General features: G+C 72.9%; 15 protein-coding genes. 14 read left to right on the plus strand and 1 reads right to left on the minus strand.

The annotated features are described in order from the left end of the window. Positions 1-279 precede the first annotated feature (279 nt). The 5 genes from ABZ842_RS34880 to ABZ842_RS34900 are packed head-to-tail and all read left to right on the plus strand — an operon-like array spanning position 280 to position 5,179. A complete protein-coding gene (locus ABZ842_RS34880) occupies positions 280-1,047 on the plus strand; it encodes a crotonase/enoyl-CoA hydratase family protein (RefSeq protein WP_361546399.1) in 768 nt (255 codons plus the stop codon). Next, positions 1,044-2,222 (plus strand): CaiB/BaiF CoA-transferase family protein, encoded by a 1,179-nt coding sequence (locus ABZ842_RS34885; RefSeq protein ID WP_361546402.1) that lies wholly within the window; start codon positions 1,044-1,046, stop codon positions 2,220-2,222. Before ABZ842_RS34880 ends, ABZ842_RS34885 begins: the two co-directional genes overlap by 4 nt. Next, complete coding sequence (locus ABZ842_RS34890; protein ID WP_361546405.1) at positions 2,219-3,901, plus strand: AMP-binding protein; 1,683 nt, start codon at positions 2,219-2,221, stop codon at positions 3,899-3,901. The genes ABZ842_RS34885 and ABZ842_RS34890 overlap by 4 nt, the downstream gene beginning before the upstream one ends. A 34-nt stretch (positions 3,902-3,935) precedes the next feature. Further along, a complete protein-coding gene (locus ABZ842_RS34895; protein ID WP_361546408.1) occupies positions 3,936-4,322 on the plus strand; it encodes a hypothetical protein in 387 nt (128 codons plus the stop codon). After that, the gene (locus ABZ842_RS34900) at positions 4,319-5,179 is read left to right on the plus strand and encodes a CoA ester lyase (protein ID WP_361546411.1); all 861 of its coding nucleotides are present in this window, start codon (positions 4,319-4,321) and stop codon (positions 5,177-5,179) included. Before ABZ842_RS34895 ends, ABZ842_RS34900 begins: the two co-directional genes overlap by 4 nt. A gap of 67 nt (positions 5,180-5,246) precedes the next feature. On the opposite strand, the gene ABZ842_RS34905 is transcribed toward ABZ842_RS34900, so the two are convergent. Continuing rightward, positions 5,247-6,104, minus strand: a complete 858-nt coding sequence (locus ABZ842_RS34905) for an NAD(P)-dependent oxidoreductase (RefSeq protein WP_361546414.1) — start codon at positions 6,102-6,104, stop codon at positions 5,247-5,249. A 161-nt stretch (positions 6,105-6,265) separates the two neighbouring features. Between ABZ842_RS34905 and ABZ842_RS34910 the strand changes: the two genes are divergently transcribed. From ABZ842_RS34910 to fabG, 9 genes are all read left to right on the plus strand, one after another. Beyond that, complete coding sequence (locus ABZ842_RS34910; RefSeq protein WP_361546417.1) at positions 6,266-7,420, plus strand: acyl-CoA dehydrogenase family protein; 1,155 nt, start codon at positions 6,266-6,268, stop codon at positions 7,418-7,420. A 35-nt stretch (positions 7,421-7,455) separates the two neighbouring features. Beyond that, positions 7,456-8,214 (plus strand): SDR family NAD(P)-dependent oxidoreductase, encoded by a 759-nt coding sequence (locus ABZ842_RS34915; RefSeq protein ID WP_361546420.1) that lies wholly within the window; start codon positions 7,456-7,458, stop codon positions 8,212-8,214. A gap of 27 nt (positions 8,215-8,241) precedes the next feature. After that, the gene (locus ABZ842_RS34920) at positions 8,242-9,414 is read left to right on the plus strand and encodes a thiolase family protein (protein ID WP_361546423.1); all 1,173 of its coding nucleotides are present in this window, start codon (positions 8,242-8,244) and stop codon (positions 9,412-9,414) included. Between the two features lie 65 nt (positions 9,415-9,479). After that, positions 9,480-10,637 carry an acyl-CoA dehydrogenase family protein gene (locus ABZ842_RS34925; protein ID WP_361546426.1) on the plus strand — a complete coding sequence of 386 codons (1,158 nt, stop codon included), beginning with the start codon at positions 9,480-9,482 and terminating at the stop codon, positions 10,635-10,637. 8 nt (positions 10,638-10,645) lie between these two features. After that, a complete protein-coding gene (locus ABZ842_RS34930) occupies positions 10,646-11,824 on the plus strand; it encodes an acyl-CoA dehydrogenase family protein (RefSeq protein ID WP_361546429.1) in 1,179 nt (392 codons plus the stop codon). Then, positions 11,821-12,255, plus strand: coding sequence for a Zn-ribbon domain-containing OB-fold protein (locus tag ABZ842_RS34935; RefSeq protein ID WP_361546432.1), 435 nt, complete (start codon positions 11,821-11,823; stop codon positions 12,253-12,255). The genes ABZ842_RS34930 and ABZ842_RS34935 overlap by 4 nt, the downstream gene beginning before the upstream one ends. After that, complete coding sequence (locus ABZ842_RS34940; RefSeq protein WP_361546435.1) at positions 12,252-13,415, plus strand: thiolase; 1,164 nt, start codon at positions 12,252-12,254, stop codon at positions 13,413-13,415. Before ABZ842_RS34935 ends, ABZ842_RS34940 begins: the two co-directional genes overlap by 4 nt. Continuing rightward, on the plus strand, positions 13,412-14,281 hold the full coding sequence (locus ABZ842_RS34945) for a MaoC family dehydratase N-terminal domain-containing protein (RefSeq protein WP_361546438.1): 870 nt from the start codon (positions 13,412-13,414) through the stop codon (positions 14,279-14,281). Before ABZ842_RS34940 ends, ABZ842_RS34945 begins: the two co-directional genes overlap by 4 nt. Before the next feature lie 32 nt (positions 14,282-14,313). Beyond that, positions 14,314-15,075: a 3-oxoacyl-ACP reductase FabG gene (fabG, locus tag ABZ842_RS34950; protein ID WP_361546443.1), complete on the plus strand. Its 762-nt coding sequence runs from the start codon at positions 14,314-14,316 to the stop codon at positions 15,073-15,075. Positions 15,076-15,126 lie beyond the last annotated feature (51 nt).

A 15,126-nucleotide genomic window follows, 5' to 3' on the forward strand; every position in this document is an offset into this window, starting at 1 on the left:
ATCATCCGGCCCCCACCGCGATCAACACCCATCAACAACCCCTCTTCCCCACCCCGCCGCTCTTCGTAACTGTTACCCCATCCCCCCGTGCGGGGCCCTCCGGCTTCGAGCCGGAGGCCGACGCACGTGCTTTTGGGACCGCAGCCCGAACGCGTCGTCGATCTGAACCTGGACAGGTGCTCCAGGGGAACGTAACTTAACGAATGTTCGACAAGCTAGCGTCGACGAGCTGGTTTGTCGTGAGATCGCAGATCCGTGTATCGCAGCCGGGAGCCCTCAATGGCCGACGCAGTACTCGCTGATTTCCGTGCCGACGGCACCACCGTCATCACGATCAACCGCCCCGACAGCCGCAACGCCGTCGACCGGGCCGTGGCCGAGGGCGTCGCCGCGGCGCTCGACGAGCTGGATCGACGCGACGACCAGGCCGTCGGCGTGATCAGCGGCGCGGGCGGGACGTTCTGCTCCGGGATGGACCTCAAGGCGTTCCTGCGGGGCGAACGCCCCGTCGTCGAGGGCCGGGGCCTGGCGGGGATCGCCGAGGCCCCGCCCCGCAAGCCGATGATCGCGGCCGTCGAGGGGTACGCCCTGGCCGGCGGCTGCGAGATCGTCCTCGCCTGCGACCTGGTCGTCGCCGCCCAAAACGCCCGCTTCGGCATCCCCGAGGTCAAGCGCGGCCTCGTCGCCGCCGGCGGCGGACTGCTGCGGCTGCCGCGCCGCATCCCGTACCAGATCGCCATGGAGATCGCCCTGACCGGGGACCTCCTGGACGCCGAACGCGCCCACGGCTACGGCCTGGTCAACCGGCTCGCCGAGCCCGGCGCGGCCCTCGACGCCGCGCTGGAGCTGGCCCGTACGATCGCCGCCAACGGGCCCCTCGCCGTACGCGTCACCAAGCAGGTGATCGCCGAGGCGGCCACCTGGGACGCCGACGAGGAATGGGCGCGGATGCGTGCGCTCACCGGCCCCGTCTTCGCCTCCGAGGACGCCCAGGAGGGCCCGCGGGCCTTCGCCGAGAAGCGCGCGCCGCGCTGGACCGGCCGATGAGCGCCGCCGCGCGGGCCGCGACGCCCGCGGCGCCGCGCACCGGCCCCCTGACCGGGATCAAGGTCGTCGAACTCGGCGGCCTCGGCCCGGGCCCGTTCTGCGGCATGCTCCTCGCCGACCTCGGCGCCGACGTCGTCCGCATCGACCGGCCGGCCGAGCGGGGGACCGCCGCCAAGTTCCCCGTACTGCACCGGGGCAGGCGGTCGATGACCGTCGACCTCAAGCACCCCGAGGGCGTGGCGCTCGTCCGTCGACTGGTCGCCGGCGCGGACGCCCTGGTCGAGGGGTTCCGCCCCGGCGCCGTGGAACGCATGGGGCTGGGCCCGGACGTGTGCCTCGCCGCCAACCCCGCGCTCGTGTACGGGCGCATGACCGGCTGGGGCCAGGACGGACCGCTCGCGCAGGAGCCCGGCCACGACATCAACTACATCGCGCTCGCCGGCGCGCTGCACGCCATCGGCCCCGCCGGGGGAGACCCGGTCGTCCCCGTCAACCTCGTCGGCGACTTCGGCGGCGGCGGCATGCTGCTCGCCCTCGGGCTCGTCAGCGCCGTCCTGCACGCCCGCGCCACCGGACGGGGCCAGGTCGTCGACGCCGCCATGACCGACGGCACCGCGCTGCTGCTCGCGATGACCTACGGATTCCTCGCCCAGGGCGCCTGGGAGGACCGGCCCGGCGTCAACCTGCTCGACGGCGGCGCCCCCTTCTACGGCGTGTACCGCTGCGCCGACGGCGGCCACGTCGCCCTCGGGGCGATCGAGCCGCAGTTCTACGTGTCCCTGCTGCGCGTGCTCGACCTCGCCGACGACCCGGACTTCGCCCGGCAGCGCGACCGCGACGCCTGGCCCGCGATGCGGGCGAAGCTCACCGCCCTCTTCGCCACCCGCCCCCGCGACGCCTGGGCGGCGGACTTCGAGGGGCAGGGCGCGTGCGTGACGCCCGTGCTCTCCCTCGGCGAGGCGGCACGGCACCCGCACAACGTCGCCCGCGGCACCTACCGCACGGGCGGGCACGGCGGCCCCGAGCCCGCGCCCGCGCCGCGGTTCACCGGCACGCCCACCGCGCCGCCCGACCCCGCGCCGCCCGTCGGGGCGCACACGGACGAGATCCTGCGCACCGCGGGACTCGACGAACCGGACATCACCGCACTGCGTCAGAAGGGGATCATCGGGTGAGGCACTACCTTCCGGCCGGGATGCCGCGCCGGCTCGACTACCCGGACCGCACCGTCGGGGACGTCCTCGCGGGAGCGGCCCGCCGCTTCGCCGACCGCGTCGCCCTGCACGACGGCGACTTCTCGCTGACCTTCGCCGAGGTCCACGACCACGCCCTGCGCATCGCCCAGGGACTGCGGGAGCGCGGCGTCCGCCCCGGTGAGACGGTCGCACTCCACCAGCCCAACTCGGCCTGGTTCACGGTCACCTACTACGGCGTCCTGCTCGCCGGCGCCGTGGTCACCCCCGTCAACCCCACCCTGCCGCCGGCCGCCCTCGGCGAACAGCTGGCCGAAGCCCGCGCCGTCGCCGCCTTCACGCACCCCACGACCCGGGCGGCGCTGGAGCGCGCCGACGTCCCCGGTCTGCGCCTGACCGTCGAGGTCCCGGACGCCCGCGCCACGGACCGGCCTGAGGCGCGCGGCACCGTACGCCTGGAAGACCTGCTCACCGCGGAACCCGCCCCCGCAACCGCGGTCTCGGGCGACGACCTCGCCCACCTCTCCTTCACCGGGGGCACCACCGGCCGCTCCAAGGCCGTCCGCGTGCTGCACCGCAACGTCGTCGCCAACACGCTCCAGATGGCCTGCTGGCGGGCCGGCGCCCTGCCGCGCGTGGACGACGCGGGCGGCCTGGTCCTGGAACCCGTCGCCGCGGCCCGGACCCCGCACACCTTCCCCGCCGAAGGCTCCACGAGCCTGGCGCTCGCGCCCATGTTCCACGCCATGGGCCTGGTCAGCCAGAACCTCAGCGTCCTGATGGGCACCACCGTCGTCGTCTTCGGACGCTTCGACGCCGCAGGGTACGTCCGCGCCGTGGAGCGCCACCAGGTCACCTCCGTCCCCGGATCGCCCTCCCTCTTCCACGCCCTGCTCGCCCTCCCCGGCATCGACGAGGCCGACCTCAGCTCCGTGCGCGTCGTCAACTCCGGCGCCGCCCCCATCGACTCCCACACCCTCGCCCGGCTGCACGACCTCTTCCCGCGCGCCTGCGTCATCGAGGGGTACGGACTGACCGAGGCGACCATGGCCCTGACCACCCACCCCATGGAACGCCACGGGACGATCCCCCGCGGCAGCGTCGGCGCGCCCGTGTTCGACACGGAGATCGAGATCCGCACCCTCGACGGCGCGTCCGCCCTGCCCGTCGGCGAGACGGGAGAGGTGTGGGCCCGCGGCCCGCAGATCGCCGACGGCTACCAGGGGCACCCCGAGTTGACCGCGGAGCAGTTCCGGGACGGCTGGCTGCGCACCGGCGACCTCGGACGCCTCGACGAGGACGGCTGGCTCTTCCTCGTCGGCCGGGCCAAGGACATGCTGATCTACAAGGGGTACAACGTGTACCCGACGCCGCTGGAGGACCTGCTGCACCGGCACCCCGCCGTCGCCCAGGCGTCCGTCGTCGGCGTGCCGCACCCGGAGGCCGGGGAGATCCCCGTCGCCTACGTCGTCCCGCGCGCCGGCCACCGCGCGGACGCGGAACTCGCCGCCCGTCTCATGGCGCACGTCGCCGACCACGTCGCGCCCTACCAACGGGTGCGTGAGGTCCACTTCCTCGAAGCCCTGCCGGTCTCCGCGGCCGGAAAGGTGCTCAAGACCGAACTGCGCGGGCGCCACCGCGGCGAGCCGGCCCACGACTGAGTCCGGCCCACGCCTGAGATAGGGAGCAACCCCCATGTACGTGCGTACCGTCGAACGGGAGCGGTTCATCGGACCGCCGACGCCGGTCAAGGAACTCCGCTTCCAGCGCTGCGACTGGTGCACCACCGTCGTGCTGCGCACCTCGCTGCTCTGCCCTGCCTGCTCCTCCACCGATCTGCAGTGGGTGTGCAGCGAGGGCCGCGGCAAGGTGTGCAGCGCGGTGGAGGTCCGGCGCAAGGGCCACCGGCCCCGGCTGGTGACCGTGGTCGACCTCGGCGACGGGATACGGATGCGGGCCACCGTCGAGGGCGCACCGCCCGGGCTGACACCGTACGGGGCGGCCGTGAGCGTGCGGGAGATCGCCCCCGACGGACTCCCCGTCTTCCGGCTCGACCCGCCCGCCCGGGGCGAGGGCCGGTGAGCGCCCGCGTGCGCCGGCTGCGTTCGCTGCTCTCGGTGCCCGGGGGCAGCGAGAGGTTCCTGACCAAGGCCCGGGACGTGCCGGCCGACGCGGTCGCCTTCGACCTGGAGGACTCGGTCGCCGTCGGCGACAAGGAGCGGGCGCGGCGCCTGGTCGCCGCCGCCCTCCCCGACTTCCCCGCCGAGGGGCGTGAGCTGTGGGTACGGCCCAACGCGCTGGACTCCGGCCTCCTGGAGGCGGACCTCGACGCGCTGGTGGGCCCCGCCCTGCACGGTCTGCACCTGCCGAAGGTCGACGACGGACGGACCCTCGCACAGGTCGACCACTACCTGACCTACCTGGAACGGGTCCGCTCGCTGACGGCCGGCTCGATACGGCTGATGGCCTGGATCGAGTCGCCCGCCGCGCTCGGCCGGCTGGAGGAGATCTGCCGGGCCACGCCCCGGCTGGACGCGGTGTCGCTCGGGTCGGAGGACTACACCGCGGCGCTCGGCGTGCCCCGCAGCGCGGACGGCGAGGAACTCGGCCACGCCCGCGCCCGGTTGGCGAACGCCGCGGCAGCGGCCGGGATCGGCGCCCTGGACGGCCCCGAGACCAACTTCCGCGCCGCGGACCGCTTCCGCGTCCAGGCGCGGCGGGCCCGCGCCGTCGGTCTCACCGGGAAGTTCTGCATCCACCCGGACCAGGTCGCCCTGGCGCACGAGGAGTTCGCCCCCACCGCGCACGAGGTCGCGCGGGCGACGCGGGTCGTCACGGCGTACGAGGCGCTGGGGGAGGGGGCCGGCGCGGTCGCGGTGGACGGCGAGATGGTCGACCGCCCCGGCTATCTGCGCGCGCTGCGCACGTTGGCGCACTGAAAGCGGCCCGGGGGCGTGGTGGATCCACGACGCCCCCGGGCCCGTTCTGCCCTCCGCGGTGCCCGACTCAGAGGAAGATGTCGGTGCGCAGCGGCTCGGTGGCCGCGGGGTCCGCGCGGTAGCCGGCGAAGTCGCTGACGCCCTCGCCGCGCAGCACGTCCTCGTCGATCAGGCACTGCCCCGTGGTGTGCCCGGCCGGTCGGACCAGGACCGCGTGGGCCGCGTCCGCCATGATCTGCGGCGTACGGCTGACGCGTAGCGACTCGTCCGCCCCGCGCATGTTCGCGGTGGCCGCCGTGGCGATGGTCGTACGCGGCCACAGGCAGTTCGCGGAGAGCCGGCCGCCGGCCCGGTGCTGCTCGGCGACGCCCAGCGTGAGCATGGTCATCCCGTACTTGCTCACCGTGTACGGGGCGTGGTCGCGCAGCCACCGCGCATCGGGGTTGAGCGGCGGCGACAGCGTCAGCACCTGGGCGTGGTCGGAGGCGCGCATGTGCGGCAGCACCAGCGAGGTCATCAGGAAGGTGCCGCGCACATTGACCTCCATCATCAGGTCGTGGCGCCTGACGGGCAGTTCGCCGGGGTTCTGCAGGGCGATGGCGGACGCGTTGTTCACGACGACGTCGATCCCGCCGAAGCGCTCCACCGTGGCCCGCACCGCCCGCTGGACGTCCTCGTCCCTGCGGACGTCACCGACGATCGCCAGCGCCTTCCCGCCCGCCTCCTCGATCGCTTCGGCCGCTGTGTGCACGGTGCCGGGCAGCCGGGGATGGGGCTGGTCGGTCTTGGCGAGCAGTGCGACGTTCGCGCCGTCGCGGGCGGCCCGCAGGGCGATGGCCAGGCCGATGCCGCGGCTGCCGCCCGACATCAGGAGGGTGCGCCCGGCGAGGGCGGTGCGCCCTGTGGAGGCGGTGCGTCCGGTCATGGAACTGGGTCCTTCCGGTGAGGTGGGTGGCCCGCGTGAAGCAGGTCACCTGGACAGGGCTTGCGGTACAACATAACTTAACGATCGTTCGATGAGTAAAGCTGCGACTCAGCCCACATCGGCGGTCGCCGACCCGTCACCCCACGCGAGAAGAGGTTGCCGTGCGCCGTACGGTCTTCAACGAGGAACACGAAGCGTTCCGTCAGACGCTCCGGGACTTCATCGAGAAGGAGGTAGTCCCCGTCCACCACGAGTGGGAGGAGGACGGCCACCCGCCGCGCGACTTCTACCGGCGCCTCGGTGAGCTGGGCATCCTCGGCATCGAGGTGCCGCAGGAGTACGGCGGCGCGGGCGAGGGCTTCACGTACCAGGCCGTCGTCATGGAGGAGACGGCCCGTGCCGGCGTCACCTTCGGCAGCTACTCCGTGCACGCCAACCTGATCCTGCCCTACCTGCTCGCGTACGCCACCGACGAGCAGAAGCGCCGCTGGCTGCCCGGCTTCGTCAGCGGCGACCTGATGACGGCGATCGCGATGACCGAGCCCGGCACCGGCTCCGACCTCGCCAACATCCAGACCCGCGCCACCCTCTCCGACGACGGCACCCACTACGTCCTCAACGGTGCGAAGACCTTCATCACCGGCGGCGCGCTCGCCGACCTCGTCCTGGTCGTCGCGCGCACCGCGCCCTACGACCCCGAGGACCGCCGCGCCGGGCTCTCCATCCTCTGCGTGGAATCCGCGTCCGACGGCTTCTCCGTCGGCCGCAAGCTGACGAAGATCGGCATGAAGACCTCCGACACCGCCGAGCTGTCCTTCGTCGACGTCGAGGTCCCGGTGGCGAACCTGCTGGGGCAGGAGGGGAAGGGCTTCTCGTACCTCTCCCACAACCTCGCCCAGGAGCGCCTGGCCATCGCCCTCGGCCAAGCCGCCGCCGCCGAGGCCGCGCTGCGGTTCGCCACCGCGTACGTCAAGGACCGCACGGTCTTCGGCCAGCCCGTCGCCGCCTTCCAGAACACCAAGTTCGTGCTCGCCGAGTGCGCCACGGAGGTCCAGGCCGTCCGGCTGTTCGCCGACCGGGTCCTGGAGCTGCACGCCGCGGGCGAGCTGACCGTGGCCGACGCCGCCAGGGCGAAGCTGTTCTGCACCGAGGCCGCCGGGCGCGTCATCGACAAGTGCCTCCAGCTCCACGGCGGTTACGGCTACGTCACCGAGTACCCGATCGCACGGCTGTACGCCGACACCCGCGTCACCCGCATCTACGGCGGCACCAGCGAGGTCATGAAGACCATCATCGCCAAGGACCTCGGCCTGTAGACCCGCCCGCCTCCACAGCCCGAGAGGGACACCCCATGCGCATCGACCCCACCTCGTCCGCCCTCGTCACCGGTGGGGCCTCCGGCCTCGGCCGCGCCACCGCCGAGCTGCTCGGCGCCGCCGGCGCGCACGTCGTGGTCTTCGACCTGCCGACCTCCGACGGCGAAGCCGTCGCCCGGGAGCTCGGCGGCGTCTTCGTCCCCGGCGACGTCACCGCGCCGGCCGACGTCAGCGCCGCCGTCGCCGCGGCCACCGCGCTCGCCCCGCTGCGGATCACCGTCAACTGCGCCGGCATCGGCGGCGCGGGCCGCACGGTCGGCAAGGACGGCCCCTACGACCTCGACCGCTTCCGCAAGGTCGTCGAGGTCAACCTCATCGGCACCTTCAACGTCATCCGGCTGGCCGCCGCCGCCATGGGCGGCAACGACCCGCTCGACGGTGACCGCGGCGTCATCGTCAACACCGCGTCGGTGGCCGCCTACGACGGTCAGATCGGCCAGTGCTCGTACGCGGCCTCCAAGGGCGGCATCGTCGGCATGACCCTGCCGATCGCCCGCGACCTCGCCGCCGCGCGGATCCGGGTGATGACCATCGCCCCCGGGCTCTTCGAGACCCCGCTGCTCGGCCGCCTCCCGCAGGAGGCCCGAGACTCGCTCGGCGCCCAGGTGCCGCACCCGAGCCGGCTGGGCCGGCCCGAGGAGTACGCCCAACTCGCCGCTGCCATCGTCACCAACCCCATGCTCAACGGCGAGACGATCCGCCTCGACGGCTCCATCCGCATGGCCCCTCGCTAACCGCCTCACACCACCAAGGAGTTCGCCATGCGTGACGCAGTCATCGTGGACGCCGTACGCACCCCCGTGGGCAAGGGCAAGCCGGGCGGCGCCCTGTCCGGCATCCACCCCACCGACCTGTCGGCCCACGTCCTCAAGGCCGTCGCCGAGCGCACCCGGCTCGATCCGGGCAGCGTCGACGACGTGATCTGGGGCTGCGTCTCGCAGGTCGGCGAGCAGGCCGGATCCATCGGCCGCTACGCCGTGCTCGCCGCCGGCTGGCCCGAGCACGTCCCCGGCCTCACCGTCGACCGCCAGTGCGGCTCGTCCCAGCAGGCCGTGCACCTGGCCGCCGCCGGCATCATCGCCGGACAGTGCGACATCGTGGTCGCCGGCGGCGTGGAGTCGATGTCCCGGGTCCCGATGGGCGCCACCCGCGCGGGCGGCCAGTTCGGCAAGCCGTACGGCCCGCTGGTCGCCGAGCGCTACGACCACTACGTCTTCAACCAGGGCATCGGCGCCGAAATGATCGCCGAGGAGTTCGCCCTGAACCGGGCCGAACTCGACCAGCACGCCCTCGACTCGCACGCCCGCGCCGCCCGCGCCACCGACGAGGGTCGGTTCGCGGGGCAGATCGCCCCCGTCACCGTCATCGACGACGAGGGCCGCGAGCGGGTCTTCGACACCGACGAAGGGGTCCGCCGGGGCGGCAGCCTCGAAGCGCTCGCCGGTCTGAAGACGCCGTTCAAGGAGGACGGCGTCGTCTCCGCCGGCAACGCCTCCCAGATCTCCGACGGCGCCGCCGCCCTGCTCCTGACCACCAGCGAGATCGCCGCCCGCCACGGCTGGACCCCGCTCGCCCGCTTCCACACCGGCGTGGTCACCGGAGTCGACCCCGTCACCATGCTGAAGGGCCCGATCCCCGCCACCGCCATGGCCCTGCGCCGCTCGGGCCTGTCCCTCGACGACATCGGCGCGTACGAGATCAACGAGGCGTTCGCCTCGGTCTCCCTCGGCTGGCAGCGGCAGACGGGCGCCGACTACGAGCGGATGAACCCCAACGGGGGCGCCATGGCGCTCGGCCACCCCCTCGGCGGCTCCGGCGCCCGCCTGATGACCACCCTCGTCCACCACATGAAGGACCGGGGCATCCGCTACGGCCTCCAGTCGATGTGCGAGGGCGGCGGCATGGCCAACGCGACCGTCCTCGAACTCCTCTGAGCCACGGACTCCTTTGAACCCCGACATCCGCAAGGCGCGGTTCACCCGCAGAAGGGACACCAGACATGGACGCCGCTGAATTCAAGGCGGTACGGGACGCGGTCCGCCGCCTCGTCCGCGAGGACGTCGTACCGCGCGAGGACGAGATCGAGGCGACCGACGCCGTACCGGACGCCGTCCGGCGCAAGGCCGTCGAGATGGGACTCTTCGGCTACACCCTGCCCGAGGAGCACGGCGGACTCGGCGCCACGCTGCACGAGGACGTCCAACTCGCCTTCGAGTTCGGCTACACCACCCCCGCTTTCCGGTCCATGTTCGGCACCAACAACGGCATCGCCGGCAAGGTGCTGGTGAACGCGGGCACCGAGGAGCAGCAGCGGCGCTGGCTGCCCCGGCTCGCCGAAGGCGCGATCGCCTCCTTCGCCCTGACCGAGGCCGAGGCCGGCTCCGACCCGTCGGGGCTCACCACCCGGGCGGTCCGCGATGGCGACGGATACGTGCTCAACGGGGTCAAGCGGTTCATCACCAACGCTCCGATCGCCGACCTGTTCGTGGTCTTCGCACGCACCGGCGAGCAGAGCGAGGGCACCAAGGGCATCTCCGTCTTCCTGGTGGCGGCCGACCTCCCCGGCGTCAGCGTGGGGCCGAAGGACCACAAGACGGGCCAGGCCGGTGCCTGGACGGCGGAGGTCTTCTTCGACGACGTCCGCGTGGGGGCGGGGGCGCTCGTCGGCGGCGCGGAAGGCGCCGGCTTCGGCGCCGCCATGAAGTCCCTGATCCGCGGGCGCATCCACATCGCCGCGCTCTGCGTCGGCATGGCCGAACGGATCCTGGAGGAGTCCGTCGCGTACGCCGCCGCCAACAAGCAGGGCGGCCGGCCCATCGGCGAGTTCCAACTGGTGCAGGCCATGCTCGCGGAGATCCAGACCGGAGTGCTCGCCGGCCGCGCGATGGTCCTGGACGCCGCGCAGAAGTACGACTCCGAAGAGGACCGCAGGATCCGCCCCTCCGCCACCAAGCTGTACTGCTCCGAAATGGTGTCGAAGGCCGCCGACCTCGCCGTGCAGATCCACGGCGGCATGGGCTACATGCGCGGCACCGTCGTCGAACGCTGCTTCCGCGACGCCCGGCTGTTCCGCATCTACGAGGGCACCAGCGAGATCCAGAAGCTGATCGTCGGCCGGGCCCTGCTCAAGGGCGCGGGCCAGAAGGGTGTGCAGTGACCATGGCCATGACCGAGATTCCCCTCATCGGGGCGCTGTCCGACGACGAACGCGCGATCGTCGAGGTCGTCGCCGACTTCGTCGACAACGAGGTGCTGCCCGTCGCCGGGGAGTTGGAGCACGCGAACGCATACCCCGGGGAGCTCGTCGAGCAGATGAAGGCGCTCGGCGTCTTCGGCCTCCTCGCCCCCGCCGAGCACGGCGGCGTCGACGTCTCCACCGCCTGCTTCGCCCTCGTCGCCCAGGAACTCGCCCGCGGCTGGATGTCCCTGTCCGGCGCGATGGGCGGCCACTCCGTCGTCACGTACCTCATCCGCACCTTCGGCACCGAGCAGCAGCGGGCCGACTACCTGCCCCGGCTCGCCACCGGCGAACTGCGCGCCACGATGGCGCTCACCGAGCCCGGCGGCGGCTCCGACCTCCAGGCCATGTCGACCAGGGCGACCCTCGCCGACGGGCAGTGGACGATCAACGGGTCCAAGACCTGGATCACCAACTCCCGCCGGGCCGGGCTGATCGCCCTGCTGTGCCGCACCGAGCCCGAGCAGGGCAAGGGCTTCTCCATCCTCCTCGTCGACAAGGAAGCCGGCTACGAGGTCTCCAAGGACCTGCCCAAGCTCGGCTACAAGGGCGTCGAAAGCTGCGAACTGGTCTTCGACGCGGTCCGGGTGCCCGAGGGCGCCGTACTCGGCGCCGAACCCGGGGTCGGCTTCGCCCAGATGATGCGCGGCCTGGAGATCGGCCGCATCCAGGTCGCCTCCCGAGCACTCGGGGTGGCCCAGGCCGCCCTCAACGACGCCACCCGCTACGCCCAGGAACGCCACACCTTCGGCCGGCCCATCTGGCAGCACCAGTCCATCGGCAACTACCTGGCCGACGCCGCGACCAAGCTGAGCGCGGCCCGACTGCTCACCCTGGACGCCGCCGCCCGCGTCGACGCCGGGCAGCGCGCGGACATGGAGGCGGGCATGGCCAAGCTCTTCGCCTCCGAGGTGTGCATGGAGATCGCCCTCAACGCGGTGCGGATCCACGGCGGTTACGGCTACTCCACCGAGTTCGACGTCGAACGGTACTTCCGCGACGCGCCCCTGATGATCGTCGGCGAGGGCACCAACGAGATCCAGCGCAACGTCATCGCCAAACAGCACGTCGCCCGCCACCGGATCGACAAGGGAGGCCGCCGATGACCGCCCCGGCCCCCGCGCCCGGGCCCGTCCCCGTCCCCGTCCCCGGGTCAGTTCCCGTTCCCGTTCCCGTTCCCGCGCAGGCGTACGCGGACGGCCTGGCCGCCGGTGAACTGCGCTTCCAACACTGCGAGGACTGCCACCGCGCGGTCTTCCACCCCCGCGCCCTGTGTCCGCACTGCGGCTCCGAAGAGCTGCGGTGGCGGGTGAGCAGCGGCCTCGGCACCGTGTACGCCACGACCGTGCTGCACCAGCGCGGCACCGATCCGTACAACGTCGCACTCGTCGACCTCGACGAAGGGTTCCGGATGATGAGCCGCGTCGAGGGAACGGCGCCCGAGCAGGTCCGCATCGGCGCCCGGGTCTCCTTCACCGTGACCGCCGACGGCGGCGAACCCCTCGGCGTCTTCCACCCGCTGGAGGTGGCCCCGTGAGCACCGACCTGCGCGGCCGGGTCGCCGTCGTCGGCGTCGCCGAATCCGACCTCGGCCACGTCGCCCCCGGGCTGACCCACTTCGATCTGATGGGGCAGGCCACCGCCCGCGCCCTCAAGGACGCCGGCCTGCAGAAGTCCGACGTCGACGGCTTCTTCTGCGCCTCCTCCTACCTGCCCTTCCCCACCCTGGACGTGGCCGAGTACCTGGGCCTACGCCCCCGGTACGCCGACTCCACCAACATCGGCGGCAGCTCCTTCGTCTCCCATCTGCTGCACGCGGCCCTGGCCATCGAGGCGGGTCAGTGCACCACCGCGCTGATCGCCTACGGCTCCACCCAGCGCTCCGACGGCGGCCGGCTGGTCTCCCCCACGAAGCTGCTGCCCTGGGAGGAGGCGTACAAGCCGCGCTACCCCGTCTCCATGTACGCGCTCGCCGCCTCCCGGCACCTGCACGAGTACGGCACCACGCGCGAGCAGCTCGCCGAGGTCGCGGTGGCCGCCCGGGCGTGGGCGCAGCTCAACCCGAAGGCGTTCACCTACGGCCGGGGCCCGCTCACCGTGGCCGACGTCCTCTCGTCGCAGATGATCAGCCACCCGCTGACCAGCAAGGACTGCTGCCTGGTCACCGACGGCGGCGGCGCGGTGATCCTCACCAGCGCCGAGCGGGCCCGTGACCTGAAGGCGACGCCCGCGTACTTCCTGGGCGGCGGCGAGGCGACCTGGCACCGCTCGATCTCCCAGATGCCCGACCTGACGACGACCGCAGCCGTCGACTCGGGCCGTCGGGCCTTCGCCATGGCGGGTCTGACCCCCGCCGACGTCGACGTACTCCAGCTCTACGACGCCTTCACCATCAACACCCTGCTGTTCCTGGAGGACCTGGGCTTCTGCGCCAAGGGCGAGGGCGGCGCGTTCGTCTCCGGCGGCCGGATCGCCCCCGGCGGGGAGCTGCCGGTGAACACCAACGGCGGGGGACTCTCGTACTGCCACCCGGGGATGTACGGGATCTTCCTGATCATCGAGGCGGTGCGACAGCTACGCGGCGAGTGCGGCGAGCGCCAACGGGCCGACGCCCGCGTGGCGCTGGTCAACGGAAACGGCGGCGTGCTGTCCAGCCAGGCGACGGCGCTGCTCGGCACCGAGGAGGCGCTGGGATGAGCACGGCTCCCGAGGCGTTCCGGGCGGTCGAGGCCGACTGGCGGCCCCCTCCCGCGGAGGTGAGCGAGCACGTCACGGCCGGCCCCGCGCAGGCGCTGTCCGCCCTCTTCGACCAGCCGGACGCCGTGTGCGCCCCCGGTGACGCGCTACCGCCGCTGTGGCACTGGCTCCATCTGCTCGACCGGCCCGCGCAGGCCGGGCTCGGCGAGGACGGCCACCCGCACGACGGGCTCTTCGTGCCGCCGCTGCCCGAGCGGCGCCGGATGTTCGGCGGCGGCCGGCTCACCTTCCACGCCCCCGTCCGCGTCGGCGACCTCCTCACCCGCCGCTCGGAGGTGGCACGCGTCCGCACGCGCAAGGGCGGGTCCGGCTGGCTGCTGCTGGTGACGGTGCGCCATCTGCTGCTCGTCGACGGTGCGGTGCGGACCACCGAGGAACAGGACCTCGTTTACAAGCAACCGGCACCTCCGACGCCGACCGGGGCACGGCCGGCCGCCCCGGAGCCCACGGCGTCCGAGGCCCCGTGGTCGTACCGGCTCACCCCCGACCCCACCCTGCTCTTCCGCTTCAGCGCCCTCACCTACAACGCGCACCGCATCCACTACGACCGCGATTACGCCACCGGTGTCGAGGGCCATCCGGACCTGGTGGTCCACGGCCCGCTGCTGGCGCTCGCGCTGCTCGAACTGCCGCGCCGCCACGCACCGCACCGCGAGGTCGCCTCGTTCGCCTTCCGCTCCACGGCCCCCCTGTTCGCGCCGCACGTCTTCGAGGTCGGCGGCGGGCCCGACGGCGACGGGGCCGCCCTTGCCGCGGGGGTGCCGGGCGCGGCGCCGGCCGTGACCGGCCGGGCCACCTTCCGCTGAACCGTCCCGACACCACCTGCAAGGAGAACGCCATGTCCGAGACCGTCCAGAAGGTCGCCGTCGTCACCGGAGCCGCCCGAGGCATCGGCGCCGCCACCGCCCTGCGCCTGGCCGCCGACGGCTTCGCCGTCGCCGTGCTCGACCTGGACGAGGACGCCTGCGCCGACACCGTCGCCGCCGTCGAACAGCAGGGCGGCCGGGCCCTCGCCGTCGGGGTGGACGTCGCCGACGCGGAGCACGTCGAAGCCGCCGTCGCACGGGTCGTCGATGAACTCGGCCCCCCGCTCGTCCTGGTCAACAACGCCGGCATCACCCGGGACGACCTGCTGTTCAAGATGGCCGAGCAGGACTGGGACGCGGTCATCGGCGTCCATCTGCGCGGTGCGTTCCTGATGAGCCGGGCCGTGCAGAAGCACATGACCGCCGCCGGCTGGGGACGGATCGTCAACCTGTCGTCCACGGCCGCCCTCGGCAACCGCGGCCAGGTCAACTACTCGGCCGCCAAGGCGGGCCTCCAGGGCTTCACCAAGACCCTCGCGATCGAGCTGGGCAAGTTCGGCATCACCTCGAACGCCGTCGCCCCCGGCTTCATCGCCACCGACATGACCGCGAAGACCGCGCAGCGGGTGGGCCTGTCCTTCGACGACTTCAAGGCCAGGGCAGCGGCGAACATCCCGGTCGCCCGGGTCGGGGCGCCGGCGGACATCGCGGCGGCCGTGTCGTATTTCGTCCGGGAGGAGGCGGGCTTCGTGTCCGGTCAGGTGCTGTACGTGGCGGGCGGCCCGAGGGCCTGACGGGCGCCCCGGGCGGCTATTTTGCTGGACGTTCGTTCAGTTCCCGTCGTC

The organism is Streptomyces sp. NPDC047315, assembly GCF_040643215.1.
Classification (GTDB): Bacteria; Actinomycetota; Actinomycetes; order Streptomycetales; family Streptomycetaceae; genus Streptomyces.

Excerpts from the sequence above, each read along its gene's own strand:
- ABZ842_RS34880 (WP_361546399.1), top strand. The coding sequence starts at position 280 with ATGGCCGACGCAGTACTCGCTGATTTCCGTGCCGACGGCACCACCGTC.
- ABZ842_RS34885 (WP_361546402.1), top strand. The coding sequence starts at position 1,044 with ATGAGCGCCGCCGCGCGGGCCGCGACGCCCGCGGCGCCGCGCACCGGC.
- ABZ842_RS34895 (WP_361546408.1), top strand. The coding sequence starts at position 3,936 with ATGTACGTGCGTACCGTCGAACGGGAGCGGTTCATCGGACCGCCGACG.
- ABZ842_RS34905 (WP_361546414.1), bottom strand. The coding sequence starts at position 6,104 with ATGACCGGACGCACCGCCTCCACAGGGCGCACCGCCCTCGCCGGGCGC.
- ABZ842_RS34915 (WP_361546420.1), top strand. The coding sequence starts at position 7,456 with ATGCGCATCGACCCCACCTCGTCCGCCCTCGTCACCGGTGGGGCCTCC.
- ABZ842_RS34920 (WP_361546423.1), top strand. The coding sequence starts at position 8,242 with ATGCGTGACGCAGTCATCGTGGACGCCGTACGCACCCCCGTGGGCAAG.
- ABZ842_RS34925 (WP_361546426.1), top strand. The coding sequence starts at position 9,480 with ATGGACGCCGCTGAATTCAAGGCGGTACGGGACGCGGTCCGCCGCCTC.
- ABZ842_RS34930 (WP_361546429.1), top strand. The coding sequence starts at position 10,646 with ATGACCGAGATTCCCCTCATCGGGGCGCTGTCCGACGACGAACGCGCG.
- ABZ842_RS34935 (WP_361546432.1), top strand. The coding sequence starts at position 11,821 with ATGACCGCCCCGGCCCCCGCGCCCGGGCCCGTCCCCGTCCCCGTCCCC.
- ABZ842_RS34945 (WP_361546438.1), top strand. The coding sequence starts at position 13,412 with ATGAGCACGGCTCCCGAGGCGTTCCGGGCGGTCGAGGCCGACTGGCGG.
- fabG (WP_361546443.1), top strand. The coding sequence starts at position 14,314 with ATGTCCGAGACCGTCCAGAAGGTCGCCGTCGTCACCGGAGCCGCCCGA.